Origin of the sequence: Pseudomonas sp. FH4 (genome assembly GCF_000510915.2) — a bacterium.
Classification (GTDB): domain Bacteria; phylum Pseudomonadota; class Gammaproteobacteria; order Pseudomonadales; family Pseudomonadaceae; genus Aquipseudomonas; species Aquipseudomonas brenneri.
Map to the genome: position 1 here is coordinate 93357 of NZ_AOHN01000026.1, position 20692 is coordinate 114048.

15 protein-coding genes and 1 pseudogene are annotated in these 20692 nt (G+C 60.6%); 2 read left to right on the top strand and 14 right to left on the bottom strand.

Annotation, left to right across the window (positions count from 1 at the left end; all coding sequences use genetic code 11):
• Positions 1 to 79 precede the first annotated feature (79 nt).
• Entirely contained in the window at positions 80 to 1900 is a 1821-nt protein-coding gene (msbA, locus tag H097_RS20600; RefSeq protein WP_032862102.1) for a lipid A export permease/ATP-binding protein MsbA, read from the bottom strand.
• 124 nt (positions 1901 to 2024) lie between these two features.
• On the opposite strand from msbA, the gene H097_RS20605 reads away from it, so the two are divergent.
• Positions 2025 to 2681, top strand: a complete 657-nt coding sequence (locus H097_RS20605) for a phosphotransferase (RefSeq protein ID WP_032862103.1) — start codon at positions 2025 to 2027, stop codon at positions 2679 to 2681.
• Between the two features lie 2 nt (positions 2682 to 2683).
• Here H097_RS20605 and H097_RS20610 read toward each other — a convergent pair whose 3' ends face one another.
• The 4 genes from H097_RS20610 to H097_RS20625 all read right to left on the bottom strand — a co-directional run bounded on the left by H097_RS20610 (position 2684) and on the right by H097_RS20625 (position 7462).
• Positions 2684 to 4090, bottom strand: a complete 1407-nt coding sequence (locus H097_RS20610) for a hypothetical protein (RefSeq protein WP_241495439.1) — start codon at positions 4088 to 4090, stop codon at positions 2684 to 2686.
• A 227-nt stretch (positions 4091 to 4317) separates the two neighbouring features.
• Positions 4318 to 5223 (bottom strand): glycosyltransferase family A protein, encoded by a 906-nt coding sequence (locus H097_RS20615; RefSeq protein WP_032862105.1) that lies wholly within the window; start codon positions 5221 to 5223, stop codon positions 4318 to 4320.
• Positions 5216 to 6970 (bottom strand): carbamoyltransferase, encoded by a 1755-nt coding sequence (locus H097_RS20620; RefSeq protein ID WP_032862106.1) that lies wholly within the window; start codon positions 6968 to 6970, stop codon positions 5216 to 5218. The genes H097_RS20615 and H097_RS20620 overlap by 8 nt, the downstream gene beginning before the upstream one ends.
• Before the next feature lie 150 nt (positions 6971 to 7120).
• Positions 7121 to 7462: a YceK/YidQ family lipoprotein gene (locus H097_RS20625; protein ID WP_032862107.1), complete on the bottom strand. Its 342-nt coding sequence runs from the start codon at positions 7460 to 7462 to the stop codon at positions 7121 to 7123.
• Positions 7463 to 7626: 164 nt separating this feature from the next.
• Here H097_RS20625 and H097_RS20630 point away from each other — a divergent pair.
• Positions 7627 to 9720: pseudogene (locus tag H097_RS20630) on the top strand (TonB-dependent receptor).
• 134 nt (positions 9721 to 9854) lie between these two features.
• Here the strand turns inward: H097_RS20630 and H097_RS28250 are convergent.
• The 9 genes from H097_RS28250 to glnE all read right to left on the bottom strand — a co-directional run bounded on the left by H097_RS28250 (position 9855) and on the right by glnE (position 20409).
• Positions 9855 to 10169, bottom strand: a complete 315-nt coding sequence (locus H097_RS28250; protein WP_139115664.1) for a hypothetical protein — start codon at positions 10167 to 10169, stop codon at positions 9855 to 9857.
• 126 nt (positions 10170 to 10295) lie between these two features.
• Positions 10296 to 11744, bottom strand: a complete 1449-nt coding sequence (locus H097_RS20635) for a lipopolysaccharide kinase InaA family protein (protein WP_032862108.1) — start codon at positions 11742 to 11744, stop codon at positions 10296 to 10298.
• Entirely contained in the window at positions 11744 to 12496 is a 753-nt protein-coding gene (locus tag H097_RS20640) for a lipopolysaccharide kinase InaA family protein (RefSeq protein ID WP_032862110.1), read from the bottom strand. Before H097_RS20640 ends, H097_RS20635 begins: the two co-directional genes overlap by 1 nt.
• On the bottom strand, positions 12493 to 13227 hold the full coding sequence (locus tag H097_RS20645; RefSeq protein ID WP_032862111.1) for a lipopolysaccharide kinase InaA family protein: 735 nt from the start codon (positions 13225 to 13227) through the stop codon (positions 12493 to 12495). Before H097_RS20645 ends, H097_RS20640 begins: the two co-directional genes overlap by 4 nt.
• On the bottom strand, positions 13227 to 14033 hold the full coding sequence (gene rfaP / locus H097_RS20650; RefSeq protein WP_032862113.1) for a lipopolysaccharide core heptose(I) kinase RfaP: 807 nt from the start codon (positions 14031 to 14033) through the stop codon (positions 13227 to 13229). The genes H097_RS20645 and rfaP overlap by 1 nt, the downstream gene beginning before the upstream one ends.
• A complete protein-coding gene (locus tag H097_RS20655; RefSeq protein ID WP_032862115.1) occupies positions 14033 to 15154 on the bottom strand; it encodes a glycosyltransferase family 4 protein in 1122 nt (373 codons plus the stop codon). The genes rfaP and H097_RS20655 overlap by 1 nt, the downstream gene beginning before the upstream one ends.
• Positions 15154 to 16215 carry a lipopolysaccharide heptosyltransferase I gene (waaC, locus tag H097_RS20660; RefSeq protein WP_032862116.1) on the bottom strand — a complete coding sequence of 354 codons (1062 nt, stop codon included), beginning with the start codon at positions 16213 to 16215 and terminating at the stop codon, positions 15154 to 15156. Before waaC ends, H097_RS20655 begins: the two co-directional genes overlap by 1 nt.
• Before the next feature lies 1 nt (position 16216).
• On the bottom strand, positions 16217 to 17251 hold the full coding sequence (gene waaF / locus H097_RS20665; RefSeq protein ID WP_032862117.1) for a lipopolysaccharide heptosyltransferase II: 1035 nt from the start codon (positions 17249 to 17251) through the stop codon (positions 16217 to 16219).
• 218 nt (positions 17252 to 17469) lie between these two features.
• Entirely contained in the window at positions 17470 to 20409 is a 2940-nt protein-coding gene (glnE, locus tag H097_RS20670; protein ID WP_032862118.1) for a bifunctional [glutamate--ammonia ligase]-adenylyl-L-tyrosine phosphorylase/[glutamate--ammonia-ligase] adenylyltransferase, read from the bottom strand.
• Between the last annotated feature and the right edge of the window lie 283 nt (positions 20410 to 20692).

A 20692-nucleotide genomic window follows, 5' to 3' on the forward strand; every position in this document is an offset into this window, starting at 1 on the left:
GGGGCGCGATATTAGCACAGGGAAAAGCATCGACCGCTTCAATCCTGGCGGTCGATTCCAGCCCGGCGCCAATGACGCCTCAATAGGCATCCGTCACGTGGGAGGGCGCCACCGGGTCGCCTTCTTCAAACTCCTTGGCGTGCAGGCGGGCGTAGTAGCCATTCTTCGCCAGCAACTCGACATGAGTGCCGCGCTCGACAATCTGGCCATCGTCCATCACCAGGATCAGGTCGGCTTTCTCGATGGTGCTCAAGCGATGGGCAATCACCAGGGTCGTGCGGTTCTTCACCACATGGTCCAGGGCGGCCTGGATGTGGCGCTCGGACTCGGTATCCAGGGCCGAGGTCGCCTCATCGAGAATCAGCAGCGGTGCATCCTTGAGCAAGGCCCGGGCAATTGCGATGCGCTGGCGCTGGCCGCCGGACAGCAGCACGCCGTTCTCACCCACCATAGTTTCGTAGCCCTGGGGCATCTTCACGATGAACTCATCGGCATACGCTTCGCGAGCGGCATGGTGCACGGCGTCGGTTGGCGCGCCGGCCAGGTCACCATAGGCGATGTTGTTGGTCACGGTGTCGTTGAACAAGGTGACCTGCTGGGTCACCAGGGCAATTTGCCGGCGCAGGTTGCGCAGGGTGAAATCCTGCACGCGCACGCCATCAAGCAGAATCTGCCCCTGCTCATGCTGATAGAAGCGTGGGATCAAGCCCGCCAGGGTCGACTTGCCGCTGCCCGAACGCCCCACCAACGCGACCATTTGCCCAGGCTCGACGATAAAGCTGATGTCGTTGAGCACCTTCTTGTCGCTTTCCGGGTATTGGAAGCTGAGGTTGCGCACTTCAATGCGCCCAGCCAGACGTTCATGCTCAATCACGCCCTGGTCGACTTCTACCGGCTCATCCAATTGCTCGAAAATACTCTCGGCACCCGCCACGCCCTTCTGGATGGTGGAGCTGACTTCGGAAAGCTGGCGAATCGGCTTGGGCAACAAGCCGGCCATGGTGATATAGGCCACCAAGTCACCCGGCGAGGCATCGCCACGCAAATACAGGACCAGGAACATGACCACGGCCATCGCGCTGTAGGTCACCAACTGCAGCATCGGCGTGTACACCGCGCCGGTCTTGGTCATCGCCAGTTGTTTCTCGGTATTGCTCAGGCTCGCCTGTTCGAAGCGCACCTTTTCATACTGCTCGCCGCCAAAGCTGCGGACCACGCGGTAACCGTGGATCGTCTCGGAGGCCACATGGGTCACGTCGCCCATGGACACCTGGATCTTCTTGCTTTGCTTGCGGAATTTACGGCTGGTGCTGTTCACCATCATGCCGATCACCGGCAGGATCGCCAGCATCACCAGGGTCAGCTTCCAGTTCATCCACACCAGGGTGCAAAACAGGAAAATCACGGTCATGCCTTCACGGATAACCACCTTGATCGCATCGGTGGCAGCCCCGGTGACCATGGTGACGTTGAAGGTAATGCGGGAAATCAGGTGGCCGGAGTTGTTCTTGTCAAAGAAGCGGTTGGGCAACTCCAACAGCTTGTTGAACAGCACCACGCGCAAGTCGTGGACCAGCCCCAGGGAAACCCGGGCCAGGAAGAAGTTGCCGAGGAAAGAACCCACGCCCTGCCACGCGGCGATCAGCACGATCATCAGCGGCACGGTTTCCAGCAACTGCAACTTGCCAAGATAAGGGTTGCCGGGGAACAGGCTGGCCTCGGGGTTCGCCAGGCCATCGACGAAATACTTGAGGATGTAAGCGAGCATCGGCTGGGTCGATGCGAAGATCAGGAACCCGACGATACTCAGGATGAACAGACCCACATAAGGCCGTACGTAAGTCAGGAGGCGAAAGTAAATCGCCAGCGTCGACTGGGTTTTCGGTTCAGGACTGCTCATGGGAATCCGCGCAAATCAGTAAGGCGCGGATCATATCACAGGCCTCTTCGCCCCAAAAAACACGAGCAGGGGCCAGCCTTGCACCAAGTCGGTTAAGATAACCGGCTATTGATGGGAGTCAGGCATGCAAGTAATCGATCACAACACCTACGAGGCATTGCGCGCCGGCGCGCAGGTGCTGGAAGCCGATGGTTCTGGCGACAAGGTGCTCCGGTTGACCGATGGTTGCATACTCAAACTGTTCCGGCGCAAGCGTCTGCTCAGTTCGGCGCTGTTCTACCCCTATGCACAACGCTTCGCCAACAACACCCGCGCGCTACAGCAACGGGACATACCCTGCCCGCGCATCATTGCGGTGTATCGCATCCCCAGCATTGCGCGGGATGCGGTGTACTACAGCCCGCTGGCCGGGGAAACCATCCGCCAACTGAAACTCGCCAAGCAAGACGCCGACGCCCTGCGTGGGCGCCTCGGCTGTTTCATCGCGCAATTGCATGAGAAAGGCGTGTACTTTCGCTCGCTGCACTTTGGCAACGTGGTCCTGACACCGGAAAACACCCTGGGGCTGATCGACATTGCCGACCTGAGCTGCCAGAGCGTCCCGCTGAGCCAGAGCAAGCGGCTGCGCAACTTCAGCCATCTGCGGCGCTATCCCGAGGATCGGCAATGGCTGCTGGGGGATGATGCCGGGCAAGCCTTCTTCGATGGCTATCGCCAAGGCTTGCCGGCAGGTAGCCAGCAGGCGCCGTTGATTGAGCGCCTGCAGCAATTACTGGGCTGACTTTACTGGGTGATGACCAGTACCGTGGCGCCTCGGCGATTGGCGAAGCGCTCGACAATGCGCAGGTTGCGCTCGGCCAGCCAGTTGGTGAGCCAGGGTTCGTTACCGCGGGCCTCGATCAGGAAGTAGCGGAATTTATCTGCATGGGCCGGCGACATGGCCGCTTCCCGGGTCAATTGCTTGAGCAGATAACCACGCCCGGCGTAATAGCCGATCCGGCCGTCATCGAAATAGGCCGGGACGTCCGGCTCGACATTCGCCGCCATCCAACGCCCAGCGTCGACGTACTGGACCTTGCCCGGCCCGGTGGACACCACGTTGGATAGCATCACCAGCAGGCACACCGCCACCAAGACCTTACCGAGGCGCGGGAACTGCCGGGCAAACATCTGCAGCGCTATCGCCAACGCCGGCACAAACAGCAGGTTCAAGAAGCTCATGTAGCGCACATTCATGAACTGCTGCTGGATAAAGAACAGCAGCAACACCAGCAGGTACATCACTGCCGCCCAGGCAAAAGGCCGATATTCATGCCAATAGCGCTTTATTGCCTGCCAATTGCTACCCCGTAAAAACGGCACGGCAAAGGGTCCGCAAATATTCACAAAGCTGATGGCCATGGCCGCCAGAATGCCAAAAAAGATGATGCGCCCCGTTTCATCCTGGGAGTACTTGTTGATCAGCGAGTTGGCAAACTGCTCGCGCAGCAAATCGAATGACGCCAGCACACTGCTTGGGTTGATCAGGTCCAAATAGTAGGCAACACGGGCCGATGTAAAGCCGCCCGTCACCGAGATCAGCACCATCCCCGCCACAACCGCAAGCAGCGGCAGCGCGACAAACTGCAAGAGCGCCAGGCGCCGCTCGCGCACCCACAGGCCAGGCAACTGCCACAAACCCAACGCAGGCAACAGCAACAACGCTTCCAGCCGGAAAGCTGCCGCCGCGACAATCGCCAGATGGATGGTTATTGCCCGCAGCCACCCGCCTCGGGCCTGCCAACGCATGGCCAGCCAGAGCGTCAGGATGCAGAAGAACCAGAAGCCGAACTCACGCAGGATCTCGCCACGAAACATATTGAATGCTGGCATCGCCAGCACCACCAGGCAAGCCCATGGCGCCACCTGTACCGAGCGCTGGCGCACGCAGTCAACCAGCAGCGCACAGGTGCCCGCGGCAAACAGCGAGCACCACAAGTAAGCGCTCAGTTCTATGGGCAGGCCTGAAACCGAATGGGTACCCGCCAGGAGCAGGGAGAACCAGGGCCAGTTGAAGACGGCAAAGGCGACTTTCGGGCCGTGGACTTGAACATCCTGGGCAATGGTCAGGTAGAAAGCAGCATCACGCCCGACAGTCGCCGCGCCCAGCACGGCGATCAGGGAGAGCAGCAGGCTCCCAAAAAATGCCACTCGAACGGGATGTTCGACGACCACATTCAAAGCCCGAGCCCACACCTTGCTACCTATACCAACCACACCCCCCCCTTAAAACCTGGCGTCACATCGCGTGCACAAGATTTGGAAAACATCCATTTCAGAAAACCATCACGCCGCCAAAAACCAAGCGCCCGGTCGTTGCAATCAACTCAGGCGCTGTATTGGTGATTCACGGCGTAGCCTAACAGGCTATAAAACTCTTACTTGAACAACAGCTGAAGCGCCTTGCGGGTGTACGACCAACGTGTCAGCGCGCGCCAGTCGGTACGCACCGCCTGGCAGTAAAACTGCCGGGCCAGCGTGTATTCACCAGCGCTCAGGCAATTGCGAAACAGAGACAGGCAGCGCTGCGCGAGAAACGCACTGCGCAGGCCTTGCAACGCCTTGGGCATTCGCACTGGCGAGAAGACCTCGTCAACCAGGCTCACGCCCGCTGCCACACTGTGATTGATGTCATGCCGCAAGCTGTCGGCATGCTTGTAGATCAACGCCAGTGGCTGATCGATGACCGTACAGGATACGCGCGCCAGGGCCTGGGCAAACACCGGGATATCCTCGGCGTTACGCATGCGCTCCGGGTAGTTGCCCACCGAGAAGATGTCTCGATGCATGGCGCAGGCGCCATTGGAGATCGCGATGGTCTTGTCCAGCAAATACCCGCGCACTCGCAGATAAGGCGTGGCAGGCAGCGGCTTGACGGCATGCAGGCGGCGCTTGCCATCCTCGAACACCGACCAGTGGCCACCGATGATCAAGCGACTGTCCGGGTGAGCGGCAATATGCTGCGCGACCAGGGCCAGCGCACCGGGTGCCATTTCATCATCGGCGTCCAGGAACATCAGGTACTGGCCAGCAGACTCTTCAATCCCGCGATTGCGCACCGAGGCCAAGCCGCCATTGGGCTTGCGCAAGGCCCGGAAACGTCCCGGGTGCTTGGCCAACAAAGCCTCCAGCACCTGCGGCGTCTCATCGGTAGAGCCGTCATCAATCACCAACAACTGTGCATCGGCTTCGTCGAGTTGTGCCAGCACCGATTCAACCGCGCGCCCCAGGGTGCGCGCATAGTTGTAGGCGGGGATGACGACGCCAATCAGTGCTTCAGTCAATGACTTGCCCTTCCACACCGTCTTTGACGACCAGGATGTCTTCCATGATCAGGTACTGCAGGTCAGAGCCGAAGAACATGTTCAGTGCGTCGGTCGGCGAGCAGATCATCGCTTCGCCACGGCGATTGAGCGAGGTGTTCAGGGACACGCCGTTACCGGTCAGCACTTCCAGCTCTTTCATCATGTCGTAGTAGCGCGGGTTGTATTCGCGCTTGAGCACCTGGGCGCGGGAGGTGCCATCTTCATGGACCACTTCCGGCACGCGGGCTTTCCATTCCTCCGCCACTTCAAAGGTGAAGGTCATGAACGGGGCCGGGTGATCGACCTTGATCATCTGCGGGGCCACGGTGTCGAGCATCGACGGGCAGAAAGGCCTCCAGCGCTCGCGGAACTTGATCTGGTGGTTGATCCGGTCAGCCACGCCCACGGCGCTCGGGCAACCGATGATCGAACGACCGCCCAAGGCACGCGGACCGAACTCCATGCGGCCCTGGAACCAGGCCACCGGGTTGCCGTCGACCATGATCTGGGCGATGCGCTTTGGCATGTCGTCGATCTGGCGCCACTTCGGCTTGCTCGGGTGCTTGGCGCACGCGGCAATCACTTCTTCGTTGCTGTAGGACGGGCCGAGATAGACGTGCTCCATCTTCTCTACCGGTACACCACGGGCATGGGACACATAGGCCGCCGCGCCCACGGCGGTGCCGGCATCGCCGGACGCCGGCTGCACGAACAGCTCCTTGACGTCGTCGCGGGCAATGATCTTCTGGTTCAACTTGACGTTCAGCGCACAGCCGCCGGCGAAGGCCAGCTTGCCGGTTTCCTTGAGGATATCGCCCAGGTAATGGTCGATCATCTGCAAGGCCAGCTTCTCGAACAGGGCCTGCATGCTCGCCGCGTAGTGGATGTACGGCTCGTCGGCGATGTCGCCTTCGCGCTTGGGACCCAGCCATTCGATCAGTTTTGGCGAGAAGTAGAACCCCTTGCCCTTCTCTTTATAGCGGCGCAGGCCGATGACGTTGGCGTAGTCGGTATTGATCACCAACTCGCCGTTTTCAAAGGAGGCCAGGCGCGAGAAGTCGTACTTGCTGGCATCGCCATACGGCGCCATGCCCATGACCTTGAACTCGCCATCAAGCATCTCGAAACCGAGGAACTCGGTGATCGCGCCGTACAGGCCGCCGAGGGAGTCCGGATCGTAGAACTCCTTGATCTTGTGGATCTTGCCGTTCTCGCCGTAGCCGAAGAAGGTGGTGGCGTACTCACCCTTGCCGTCGATCCCGAGGATCGCGGTCTTCTCCTGGAAACCCGAGCAGTGATAGGCGCTGGAAGCGTGGGCCAGGTGGTGTTCAACCGGCTCGATCTTGATCTTCTTCGGATCGAAGCCCAGTTGCTCCAGGCACCAGACAATCTTGTTGCGATAGCGCTTGTAGCGGCGATTACCCATCAGGATCGCGTCAAGGGCGCGGTCCGGGGCGTACCAGTACCGCTTGGCATAGTGCCAGCGAGCCTCGCCGAACAAGCTGATCGGGGCGAACGGGATCGCTACCACATCAACGTCGGAAGGCTTGATACCGGCCTGTTCCAGGCAGAATTTCGCCGATTCGTAGGGCATGCGGTTCTTTGCATGTTTATCGCGTACGAAGCGCTCTTCTTCGGCAGCCGCGATCAGCTTGCCGTCGATATACAGGGCTGCGGAAGGATCATGGCTAAGGGCGCCGGACAGGCCAAGAATCGTCAATGCCACTGGGGTCTAGCCTCTTTTAGTCTGCAAGCAGGCGCTTGCGCCTGAAAAATGTGTGCCCCTCGCCTCGGCGAGAAAAGCTAAAGGGCGGGATTATAGCTTAAAAGAGGCAAAACGCCTCTAGCTGCAAATGGCAGGGAGAAACAAGAGGCGTTATCGGAAAATCTCGATACTGCCATCACGACTCTGCCGGTAGACGGTGTAGGGCAGTACCAAAGTATCGAGAACGCCTGACAGGGCGAAATCAACGGCAATCCACGGCAGCGGGCCGATCTGCTGGTCGTCCAGGCTTTTCTTGCTGTTGGGTTCGCCATTCAGGGAGCAGAAGTCGTACACCACGCCGCTGTAGATACGGGGCACGCTCTCGCAATGGCTGCGCAGGTCCTTGAGTTTCTGGCTGGCCACCGCGTCTTCGCGAAACACCGTATCGATGGTGCCACAGGCCGTGGTCGAAAGGACAATGGCGGCAAGCAGCAGAATGTTTGTAGGATTCACGGGCAACCCTCCTTTGGCATGAGGCGGGCAGCCTAACCCAAGACTGCGTAAGACGAATATGCCGAAATTGTGCGGGAATATTCTTCGGAAAAGCCTCACAGAATCGTTAAACTCGCGCCCTTTTTTCCGCGCCCGCGCTGCGCGTCATGGAAGTTGGTTCGCTCATGAAAGTCGTTGTCCCCACCTGTTTTGCGATGTTGCTCCCCGGCCTGCTGGGCCTGCAGCAACCCGCCCAGGCAGAAGATGCCCCGCTGATCCTCGACCCCAGCGTGGTGACAGGCTCGCGCAGCGTCAGTCGCAGTTTCGACCTGCCCTACTCGGTGGACAGCATCAGCCGTGAACAGATCAGCGATGGCCAACTGGGCATCAACGCTTCGGAGGCCCTGGCCCGCGTGCCGGGGCTGGTGGTGCAGAACCGCCAGAACTATGCCCAGGACCTGCAGATTTCGTCCCGGGGCTTTGGCGCGCGCTCGGCGTTTGGCGTGCGCGGGATCAAGCTGATTGCCGATGGCATCCCCGCCAGCACCCCGGATGGCCAGGGCCAGGCGGCCACGTTCAACCTTGACACTGCCGAGCGCATAGAAGTGCTGCGCGGTCCAGCCGCCACCTTGTATGGCAGCAACGCCGGCGGGGTGATCCAGATGTTCTCGCGCAACGGCGAGGGCCCGCCACGCATCGGTGCCGAAACCCTGTTCGGCAGCGACGGCCTGAACAAGAACCACCTCAGCGCCGAAGGCGCGGTGGACGGTGCCGGGTTTGTCCTCGACGCCTCGCGCATGGACACCGACGGCTACCGCGACCACAGCAGCGCCCGTCGCGACCAGACCTTCGCCAAGCTTAATGTCGAGCCCGATGACGACAGCAAGCTGGCCCTGATCTACAGCAGCCTGGAGCAGAACGGCACCCAGGATCCACTGGGGCAAAAGTGGGCTGACTATAAGGCCGACCCGCGTTCGGTCACCAGCAACGCGTTGACGTACAACACGCGCAAGAGCATTGACCATCAGCAGTTGGGGATGAATTACGAGCGGTACATTGGCGATGCGACGTTGCAGGTGAATGCCTATACCGGGCGGCGGAGTGTGATTCAGTATTTGTCGATTCCCAAGGGCGTCCCAAGCAACGAACGCGGTGGCGGCGTGGTGCAATTCGACCGCAAGTTCTACGGCGCCGGCGTACGCTGGATGCAGCCCATCGCCAGCGTGCCGGGTGAACTGATGATCATCACCGGCCTGGACTTCGACCAGAGCGAAGACAGCCGCCACGGCTACAAGAACTACAACGGCAACACCCTGGGCGTGAAAGGCGAATTGCGCCGCAATGAAATCGACACCGCCCGCAGCCTCGACCCATATATCCAGGCCAACTGGGCCATTGACCGCTGGACCCTGCAAGCCGGGCTGCGCCACAGCACCATGGAACTGGACGTCGATGACCAATTCCTGAGCAATGGTGACGCCAGCGGCAGCAAGACCTATCAGAAAAACACGCCCTCGATGAGCGTGATGTACGCCTTCACCCCTGATCTGCATGGCTACGTCAGCGCCGGCAAGGGATTCGAAACCCCGACCCAGGCCGAACTGGCTTATGCGCCCGGCGATGTAGAGGGTTTCAACTTTGGCCTGAAACCGGCTGAAAGCACTCAGTATGAAGTAGGTCTAAAGGCACAAATCAACAACAGCACACGGGTCAATGCTGCGGTGTTCCAAATCACAACCGATGATGAGCTGGTAGTCACTGCCTCAAAGGATGGCCGCACCAGTTACCAAAACGCCGGCCGCACCCTGCGCCGCGGCTTTGAACTGGGCATCGAAAGTCAACTGAGCGAGCAGTGGAGCGCCAACCTCGCCTACACCCGCCTGCAAGCCACCTACGACAGTGACTTCAGCAACAACGGCAAATCCATCGACAAAGGCAACTACCTGCCCGGCGTCCCGCAGACCCTGCTGTTTGCCGAGCTGAACTGGAAACCACGGGATTGGCTCAGCACCGCTGTCGAAGGCATGTACCGCAGCAAGATCTATGTCGAGGACACCAACCAGGAGCGTGCTGCGCCGGGCTAGAGCGTCTTCAACTGGCGTGCACGGTTTGAGCAGAAGGTGGAGCACTGGACCTTTCATCAGACTTTGCGCCTGGATAACTTGCTGGATCGCCAATACGTGGGGTCGGTGATCGTAGGCGACAGCAACCAGCGCTATTACGAGGCCGCGCCAGGCCGATCCTGGTATGCCGGTGCAGGAGCCCAATACAGCTTCTGAACAATACAAAACCGATGGGCAACTTGCGCTGCCCAATCGGCTCCCATGTTAATCACAGACATTACCTACAAACCATCAGCAAAATAACTACATAGCAAACAACAAAACGAAAGCCCCATGCGACTTTCAAGCAATCACCTGCTGCCGTTTGATTGCACCCAATCACCATTCGGTCCAGCCACTATTTCAAAATCTATAGGCTCCCGATACGGATCACCGAGATTTGCATATCCACCGCTTCCCTTACCATCAGAGGCCGTTGGCTGCCACTCCTGGGTTTCAGCACTGAAATACTCGGCATCATCGCCAGCAGTAGGGTCCAGCGGATTACGAGAACCCGACTGCACGTTATCTATTGGCCGAACAGGGTTCACGGGATCTATTGGTTTGTTTTTATTAGCAAGATCATTATAAAAAGAAAATGAGGGGGAACCAGTAATTGATGTCATTTGCACACTCCCAAGATTAAGTCACCGGACACTTGATGAAATTATCCAGACAGACAAACCCACCAAGTACCGGCACAACTTATTAACCCCGAGAAATAAACTCCAGAGTGCAACTTAGTCAAAACATTAATCAGGCGCGATCCCCTTGGGCAAACGCTGATCAATTACCCGGTAAAGCGCGCTACTCTCAGGCCAATTGCGCATAAACCGCGCGCGATCCTTGGCAAACGCCGGGGCGAAACTGCCTAGGGATCCATGCTGGCACATCGAGTCCAGGTCAATCATCACCCAGCGCCCCTCCTGCCAGAACAGATTGCGTCCCTTGAAATCACCATGACTGATCCGCTCACGAATCAGTTCGCCAAACAAGCGCTCCAGGGCCAGCAGTTCAGGCTCGGGCACCTCGCCGTTTTCCACGTACGGCGCCAGATGCTCAATCAGGTCCGGCCCGGTCAAGTGTTCCGTCACCAGGTAAGCCCGGCTGCGCAGCCAGAAAAACCGCCGCTCCAGGAGTGCCAGCGGCTTGGGTGTGGCGATTCCCAGGAACGCCAGGCGGTTGCCTTCGCACCAGGCGTGCCAGGCGCGGCTTGGTCGCCAGAAGCGCTTGAGCCAGTGGGCAAAGCCCTTGATATTGTAACGCTTGATCACCAGCGGACGGCCCGCGACATCCACCCCGGCCACCGTGGCCGAGGCGCCGGCCTTGTACATTTGGCCCTGGTCGATAAACGCATCGACCTGCGCCAGTACCGGCAGCAGGGTCGCTTCTTCTTCACGACGAATCGCCCGCAGCCCAAAGGCCCCGCGCACGACACTGAACAAGGTACATTCGCGGCCAACCTTGCCCAGGAAGTCTTTCAGGCGCCAGGCCCGGACTTTGCGCACCTGCTTTTGCAGGGCTTCAAGGGGCAAGGCGTGCTCGCCATTGCTTAACAGGTAATGCACCAGCAATTCTTCGGTAAACGGCTCAAGGTTGCTCGGCAACTGGGCAAAAAACACCCCGAGGTTTTCCAGTACCCGGTTGCGTGACAGGGGGTTCCCCGCCTGTTCGACGCAGATCCCGCCACCATCGATCAAATACAGTTTTTCGCCCTGGCGCATCAGGTTGTCCAGGTGCAGGTCTTCCTGCCACAGTCCCTTGGCGTGCATCTGTGCAATCGCGCCCAGCGCTTCGGCCAACACAGCCTGCTGCTCATCCGCCAGAGGCGGCATGGTTTCAACAGCCGCCCAGGCCTCAGCCAGGCTTTGTGCGCCTTCGAGAAATTCGAACAGCAGCCAGCCGCCCTCACCGTCTTGCAGACCGTCAGCCAGCAACAGCGGCGTGCTCAGGCCTTGTTCGGCCAGCAGGCGCACACCCTGGAGTTCACGCTGGAAATGCCGGGCCGCGCTGCCACCCACCAGCAACTTGGCCAGCACCGGCCGGCCGCGCCAGATAGCCGCGCCCACATAACGCTGGCCCGGCAACACCCGCAGCAGGCTCAGCAGTTGCAATTGCCCAGGCCCCGCCGCATCCGCCAACTCAATACTCAAGGGCAGCGCAGGGGTGCGCCCGGCGTTTTTGAGTTCAGACAGGCGCATCAACGGGCCTCCTTGTGACTGCGTCGACCCGCCAGGAGCTGCGCCCAGTTATCGACCAACGAGCTATCCAGAGGCTGATCGAGGTAGGCCGCCAGAAACTGTCGTACTTGCTCTTGCGACCACGCCCCGGCGCGGCGCAGCAGCGGCTCAAGGTCCTTGACCCGATCGCGCCGGCCCAGCAACAGCGGCCGGGTTTTTTCCAGGTCGATCAACTGCGCCGCGTAACCGTCGCCGGTGGCCTGCAGGAAGATATGCTTGGGGTAAAAACAGCCATGCACCTGGCCGACGCCATGAAGCTTGCGCGCCAATTGGCCGCAGGCCACGAGGATTGCGCGGTGCTGGGCGTCGCTCAGGGTCGGCCACTGTTCCAGCAGTGAATCCAGGTCATTCCAGCCATCCAGCGCGCGGGTCAGCAACAAGGCGCGGTATTCGCCGGCGACTTTGCGCTCCCCATAAAAGGCCGCCTGCAAGGCCGGGATCGCCTTCTGCCGATAGCGGCTAATGTTGCGAAACTCACGGGCAAAGGTCGGCTCGCCCAACGGCCGATGCAGGGTGCGCGTCAGGTAGTTGCTCTGGCGCTTGAGGTAAAAGCCACGGCCTTCCAGCTCCAGGCGAAACACGCTGCTCCAGCCGCCGCGACTGGTGTTGGGCTCATCCACCGCATCCAGTTGCCTGGCCCACAGGGCATCGAAATCAGCCAGGCCATGCCGTTCCAGCAAGGCCCGGTCTTCAGTTGCCAGGAAGTCGTTCATTCGCGTCCCTCGAAAAACTTCAGCACATGGCGAATCCGTTGCTTGTCCGACACGCTCAAGTGCTTGCGCCGACAATATTGCATGTAGAAACGCAGGCGTTGGGTGGCCGACAGATGGTATTTGGCGACCTTGTCCAGGCACGCCAGGTCCTTGGTGATCCGGTACTTGAGCCAGAACCCGCGCCAGAAGTCGCCGTTGGGGCAGTCGATCAGGTACAGGGTCTGCTGGTCGTCGATCAGCAGGTTGCGCCACTTCAAATCGTTGTGGGTAAACCGCTGGTCGTGCAGGGTCCGGGTGTATTCGGCGAGCTGGCGGCTGACCTTGTCGACCCACACCGGGTCGGACAGTTGCGGATCCTTGCGCTCGGCCAAGGCTGCCAGGTCTTCGGTCCTGGGCAACTCGCGGGTGATCATCGCCCCACGGTCATAGGCCAGGCCCTTACGCTCCAGGCCCCAGGCCACGACTTCGGCGGTGGGAATGCCCCACTTGGCGAAGCGCTTGAGGTTCTGCCACTCGGACTTGACCCGTGGCTTGCCCAGGTAACGGCGCAAGCCTTTGCCGGCGCCGGTGTAGCGCTTGACGTAATAGTTGACCCCGCCGCGCTCTACACGAATCACTTCGGACAACGGGTCGCGGGTCAGCCGCTCGCCTTGCAGGGCAAACACTGCGTCGAGGCTACCAAAATCGTCCACAAGCTCCGAGTAAGCAGGTTCCAGGTTCCAACCCGCCATCAGAGCGCGCCTCCGTACCGGACTTTGCGGTCATAGAGCTTGCTGGCCTTGCGCTCCAGCCACTGCAGCAACGCGCCTTCTTCGGCCAGGATCTGGCGCAGGGGTTGCTGGAAGTAGTCTTTGAGGAAGCGCAACTTGTCGCGGCGGGTCAGGCCGATATCCAGGATCGAGAAATACAGGGCCGCCAGGTCCTTGTTGCGCCAGCGCTGGCTGATGCGCGGCCGCACCTGGGCACGGTGCAGGTCGATCACCGAGAGCTTGAAGTCATCGGCCGTCACCGGTTTGTCGGTGTGCAGCAGGAAATGGCAGATGTAGCAGTCGCGATGGTTGACGCCCGCGCGGTGCATCATCCCGGTCATGCGCGCTACTTCGGCAATCAGCGCGCGCTTGAGACGCGGCTCTGGCGGTTGCTTGAGCCAGTCCATGCTCAAGTCTTCCAGGCTGATGGTCGGCGCCAGCTCTTCGGTGACAATAAAGGAATGCTGGTCGGCCGGGTTGGCGCCGCGTTCGCCGTAGGCCACGGCGGTCATGGTCGGTACGCCAACTTCGTGCAAGCGCTGGATTGCCTGCCACTCCTGCCCGGCGCCCAGCACCGGCAATTTGGCGGTGAACAGGTTCTTGAAGATTTCACCCCAGCCGATGCCACGGTGGATTTTCACAAAGTAGCCGCGCCCATCCACCTCGGTACGCAAGGTGCGACGGGCTTCCAGTTCACGGTAAACCTCGCCGTCCAACAGCTCGACTTCGGCGAACGCATCGCGTCCGGCCCAAAGGCTTTTGAACGGTTCGGCAAGAATCAACTTCATCAGTGTTGCTCCGCCAGAATTACATCCGCAGCGTGCTGCGGCATGCTATAGAGGTCGGCCGTCTCGGCGAAGGCCAGACCATTGCGGCTCCAGGCCGCACGTTGCTGCTGATCACCGAGCATCCCGGCCAGGTAGTGGTTGAGCTGGGCCTGTTCGAACGGCTCGTCCAGCACGCGCCCGCAATCAGCCTCGCTGATGTAATGGGCATACCCGCACACTGCCGTGACCAACACCGGCAACCCGGCCACCGCTGCTTCGAGCAGCACAGTCCCGGTATTTTCGTTGTACGCCGGGTGAATCAACAGGTCGGCGCCCAGCAGAAAACGCGGGATATCACTGCGCCCCTTGAGGAACTGCACATTGTCGCCCAGGCCAAGGGTAGCACTCTGCAATTGGAATACTTTGGGGTCGTCCTGGCCAATTACAAACAGGCGGGTGCGCTTTTTCAGATCCGCAGGCAGTGCGGCCAGCGCCTTGAGGCTGCGGTCCACACCCTTGGTCTTGAAGCCCGAACCGATCTGCACCAGCAGCAAATCGTCGTCCGCGAGGTTGAATTCGGCGCGAAACCCGGCACGAATCTCGGCCGCATTCGGCGGCGCCCGACGATCCTGGGCAATGCCCGGCGGCAACAGGTGGAAGCGCTCCAGCGGCGTGTCGTAATGCTTGATAAACAGCGGCTGCTGGACCTCGGAGATCATCAGGACTTCAGTCTTGGCGTCCTTGGCAAACACCGCGCGCTCGTACTCGGAAAAGTGCCGGTAGCGACCAAAACTGCGGTACAGCGAGTGGCGCAGGTTTTGCGCCTTGTCTTCAAAACAGCCGTCTGCCGCGTAGTACACATCCAGGCCTGGCATTTTGTTGAAGCCGATCAAGCGGTCCACCGGGCGCTTGGCCAGGTCAGCCTGCATCCAGGCGGTCAGCTTCTCGTTGCGGCGGTGGTTGAAGAACGCCTTGACCGGCGCCACCAGCACTTCAAAACCTGGCGGGATGTCGCCTTCCCAGATAAGGGTATAGACACGGATCTGGTGGCCGCGCTGCTGGCACTCCAGGGCGATGCGCATGAAGTCGCGCTGCAAGCCACCAAAGGGGAAATATTTGTACAGAACAAATGCCAGTTGCATCAGTGCAGCTCCTCAGCCAATAACAACGTGCTCAGTCGGCTGGCCACACGCTCAGGGTTCAGGCGAGTAAAGCACAGTGGCCACTCGCGCTTGAGATCAAACCGACGCTGGTCTTCAGCGGTCGGTTGGTAGGTGCATTTCTTTTGCAGGCACGGCGCGCAGGGGAAATCGCTGCCCAAGTGGATCTGCGCCTTGCCATAGGCACCGGTCAGGCCCGGGTTGGTTGGGCCGAACAGGGAAATCGTCGGTACATCCAGTGCAGCCGCCAGATGCCCCAGGCCGGTATCCACGGCGACACAGGCCCGGGCGCCAGCCAGGACGCGCGCCACACCGGCCAGATTCAATTTAGGCAACACTTCGGCGTTGGCCAGGCCTTGGGCCAGGCGCTCGGCACGGGCTTTTTCGGCGGCATTGCCCCACGGCAACTTCACATCCACGCCCAGGCTGCCCATGCGCTCGGCCAGGTCGCGCCAGTAGGCTTCGGGCCAATGCTTGGTGTCCCAGGTGGTGCCATGAAGCAGCAGCACGAATGGTTTTTTCGGCGGCAGGCCCAGCAGTTTTTCGGTGCTCAAGCCGTAATCCCCCAGACCCTTGGGCAGGTCATAACCCAGGGCCACGGCGAACAACTGGCGTAAGCGCTCAACCGCATGCTGGCCACGGGCAACCGCCAGGCGACGGGAATAGAAACGTGCGGCGATTGGCTCGCGGGCCGACTGCTTGTCGAAGCCGGCCACCGGTGCCCGCACATAGCGGGTCAGCCAGGCGCTTTTGAGCAAGCCCTGGGCGTCGATCACCAGGTCATATTTGGTGGACTGGATCTGCTTCTTGAAGCGCCGCCACTCGCCGCTCTTGAAGGTCTGCCAGAGGTTCTTGCGCCAGCGGCGAATCGCCACCGGGATCACCTTGTCCACCGCCGGATGCCAGGTGGGGATTTCGGCGAAGCCTTCTTCCACCACCCAGTCGAAACGAATCCCCGGAATCGCCCGGGCCGCGTCGGTCAATGCCGGCAAGGCGTGAATCACATCGCCCAGGGATGAGGTCTTGATTACCAGTACCCGCAACTCAGTGAACCTCGACCACGTTGCCCTGCAACCGCTGCAAGGCTTCAGTCACCGGCTCTGGCAGCAATTGGCGCAGGCAATTGTAGTGACCGAAACGGCAGGTACGGTCAAAGCAGGGACTGCAATCGAGGCCCAGGCGCACCACTTCGACCTTGTCGGCCAACGGCGGCGTAAAGCCTGGCGAAGTGGAGCCATACACTGCCACCAGCGGGCGGTTCAGCGCAGCAGCCACGTGCATCAGGCCGGAGTCGTTGGACACCACCGAATCGGCACAGGACAGCAGGTCAATGGCCTCGGCCAGCGAGGTATCGCCACTGAGGTTGACCGCTTCTTCGCGCAGGCCGGGGATCAGGCGCTGGCGGATGTCTTCACCCACCGAATGATCGTTTTTCGAGCCAAACAGCCAGACTTGCCAGCCTTCGCGGATTTTCAGCTCGGCAACCTTGGCGTAATGCTCCGACGGCCAACGCTTGGATTCGCCAAACTCGGCACCAGGGCACAGCGCCAGCACCGGCCGGTCCAGGGTCAAGCCGAACTTGGCCAGGGCCGCATCGCGGGTAACCGGGTCGATTTGCAGGCTCGGCCGTGGATACGGCGTCGGCAACTCGGCATCGGGCGCGTAGGCCAGGGCCATGAAGCGCTCGATCATCAGCGGGTAGCGGGCCTTGTCGAGCTTGCGCACATCATTGAGCAAGCCATAGCGGAACTCGCCACGCCAGCCAGTGCGCTTGGGGATACCGGCGAAGAACGGCACCAGCGCCGACTTCATCGAGTTGGGCAGCAGGATCGCCTGGTCGTACTGGCCGGCCAGGGACTTGCCGATACGCCGCCGGGTCGCCAGCTCCAGCGCGCCATGGCCGAGCGGGAAGCTCAAGGCCTGGCGCACCTCGGGCATGCGCTCCAGGATCGGCCGGCTCCACTCGGGGGCGAGCACGTCGATTTGGCAGTCGGGATGACGCTGTTTCAGGCACTGGAACAGTGTCTGCGCCATCACCATGTCACCGACCCAACTGGGCCCAACGATCAGAATATTCATGTAGTTTCCACAAACGATTCGGGGAGGCTCATGCCTCCCCGCCTCGATATAACTGTAAGACCGTACTCATGTGAGTGCAGGCTTGTGTGGGAGCGGGCTTGCTCGCGATAGCATCGCCGCGGCCTGACTGACAGACCACAGCGCCTGCATCGCGAGCAAGCCCGCTCCCACATAAGTCCTGCTCCCACATCAGCATCGTGTCGCTGTGTTGATCTGGTTCAGTTTAGCCCCAGCTCATGCCAGATCCGTTTCACCTGGCGCCGTTCGTCAGCAAACTGATCCCCGGCAACCACCCCTGCCTCGTTCTGCAAGGCCTGGCGATGGGCCGCCGAGCGATAAGCCTTATACACCTCACGCAACAGGTGGGCATCGGCGGCGGGCATCAGCCCGACCTGCTCCAGGCCTTCCAGGATGCGGATGTTATCGGTATAGCGCAGCAACGATGGATGTTGCGCAGACCACGCCAAAGCGGCGTATTGCACCATAAATTCAATATCGACGATACCTCCGGCGTCCTGCTTGAGATCGAACACCGCCGTGGGCTCGAAGGCATTCGCAGCTGTGCCGGCCCCGGTCGACTTGGTGCCCAGGTTGTCGCGCATCTTGGCGCGCATCTCGCTGACCTCCTGGCGCAGCTTCGCCAGGTCCTGCGTGCGCCCCAGCACCTGCGCCCGCACGGCCTCAAACGCCCGGCCCACGTCCTGGCTGCCAACCAACACCCGTGCCCGCACTAGGGCCTGGTGCTCCCAGGTCCAGGCCTCGTTTTCCTGATAACGGGCAAAGGCCCCCAGGGAGCTGACCAGCAGCCCGGATGCGCCAGAAGGTCGCAGGCGCATATCCACTTCGTACAGCTGCCCGGAGTTGGTCTGGGTGGTCAACAGGTGAATGATCCGCTGGCCCAGCCGGGTAAAGAACTGCGCACCGTCGATCGGCTTGGCGCCGTCGGTTTCGGCTTGCGGATCACCGTCATGGATAAACACCAGGTCCAGGTCCGAACCATGGCCCAACTCGATACCACCAACCTTGCCATAACCGACAATGATAAAACCCGGATCGCACAAGGTCCCGTCCAACCGCTGCGGCGAACCATGGCGGGCGACGGTCTGGCGCCAGGCCAGGGCCAGCACTTGCTCAAGAATCGCCTCGGCGAGCCAGGTCAGGTAATCGCTGACTTTCATCAATGGCAGGCTGCCGGCGATTTCCGACGCCGCGACCCGCAGGCGGTGCGCCAACTTGAAGTGGCGCAAGGCCTCCATCTGCTGCTCAAGATCATCCTCAGGGATACGCGTCAGGCGCTCGCGCAATTCGGCAGCCAACTCCGGCGCCAACGGCGGCTTGAACAGGCGGCCTTCGTTAAGCAATTCGTCCAGCAGCAACGGGAAGCGGGTGATCTGCTCGGCAATCCACGGGCTGGCGGCGCATAGGGTCAACAGCCGACGCAGGGCGTCAGGGTTTTCCGTCAACAGCACCAGATACGCAGAACGTCGGGCAACGGCTTCTACCAGCGGCAGTACGCGCTCCAGCACCAGGTCCGGGTTGGCGTGCTCGACCGCCTGGGCCAGCAGGCGCGGGATGAATGCGTCCAGACGCTCACGCCCCAGGCGCTGCATCGCCCGCAGTTGCGGGCTGCTGCGCAGGCCGGCCAAGGCTTTCAGGGCCTTGGGCGCGTCGGCAAAGCCGCCTTCAGCCAATTGGCGACAGGCAGCCTCTTCATTTTGGGATTCTTCCCACAGGGGCAACCACTCACCGCCCACCACCAATTCGCTTTCTGCACCGTCCTCTTCGTCCGGATCGGCAATCACCTGGCGGAAATGCCAGTCCACCCGGCCACGCCAGTACATCAATTGCTCATGGAACGCGGTCCAATTGGCAAAACCCAGCATGAACGCAATACGCGCCTGGTCTTCATCATTGTTGGGCAGCATCTGTGTCTGACGGTCGGCGATGGCCTGGATCGCATGTTCGGTGTAGCGCAGGAATTCATAGCCACTGCGCAACTCGGCAATCACCGCCGGCGGCAGGTAGCCCTGGCCTTCCAGGGTGCCCAGCACCTTCAACAATGGCCGTTGTTGCAGGCTCAGGTCACGACCACCGTGGATCAACTGGAACGCCTGGGCGATAAACTCCACCTCGCGGATGCCTCCAGCGCCCAGCTTGATATTCTCGGCCATGCCCTTGCGCCGCACTTCCTGCTGGATCAACTGCTTCATGGTGCGCAGCGCTTCGATGGCGGAAAAATCCAGGTAGCGCCGATAGACGAACGGGCGCAACAGATCGAGCAACTGCGCGCCGGCCTGTTGATCGCCGGCCACCACCCGCGCCTTGATCATCGCGTAGCGTTCCCAGTCGCGGCCCTGATCCTGGTAGTACTGCTCCAATGCATTGAAACTGAGCACCAGCGCCCCGGCCGAACCATAGGGCCGCAGGCGCATGTCGACACGGAACACAAAGCCGTCGACGGTCATCGGGTCCAGGGCCTTGATCAGTTTCTGGCCCAGGCGGATAAAGAACTCCTGGTTATCCAGGGCACGCTTGGCGCCCACGGTCTCGCCGCCCTCGGGGTAGGCGAAGATCAGGTCGATGTCCGACGACAGGTTCAACTCCACCGCGCCCAGCTTGCCCATGCCGAGGATGACCATCTGCTGCGGCTCGCCGCTGCGCCCGCCGGTGGGGATGCCGAATTGCGCGCAGTGGCGCTGGTACAACCACTGGTACGCCTGGTCGATGCTGGCGTCGGCCATGTCCGACAGGTCACGGCAGGTCTGCACCAGGTCCGCCTGTCGGGTCAGGTCGCGCCAAATAATCCGCACTTGCTGGCGAGTGCGTTGGCGACGCAGCACGCGGCCCAGTTCTTCTTCTGTTTCAGCCTGCTGCACCGCTGCGGCAATCTGCCCGCACAGTTCATCGGGCGCAAAGCCGCGATCCAGCTCGCCCTTGGCCACCAGTTCGAGCAACATCAAAGGGTCACGAACACTCTGTTCAATGACGAAATCACTGGCAGCGCATACCCGGGAAAAGTCAGCCCAGCGTTGCGGCGTCCACGCGGACAGGCCATGATCGGCCTCCAGCATGGCCACCGCGTCACGAAATGACTGCTCGGCCCTGCTCGCAAATGGCAACAGAATGGCTGGGAGTTCAACCAGCATTGGAAGGCTCATGGTCTATCCTTGATCGGCGCGCAAATGGCTTGTGGCTGTGAACGCAAGAACCGCGCGCGATGAAGGACTGTCGAACAAAAGTTAGAAATAGCTGAAAAAACATTAATTTTGGCAGGCAACATTAAACTTCTACCTTTTCTCGTTCGCAAAAGATCAACAATAACGATTATGCTCACCAGCCAGACCGAGCCATACGCTCAGTCTTGTGTAGTTTTACTACTCGTATATACATTCGAAAGGCTGAAATGGCCGACGATTTGTAGTAAAACTACAGGACGCCGAA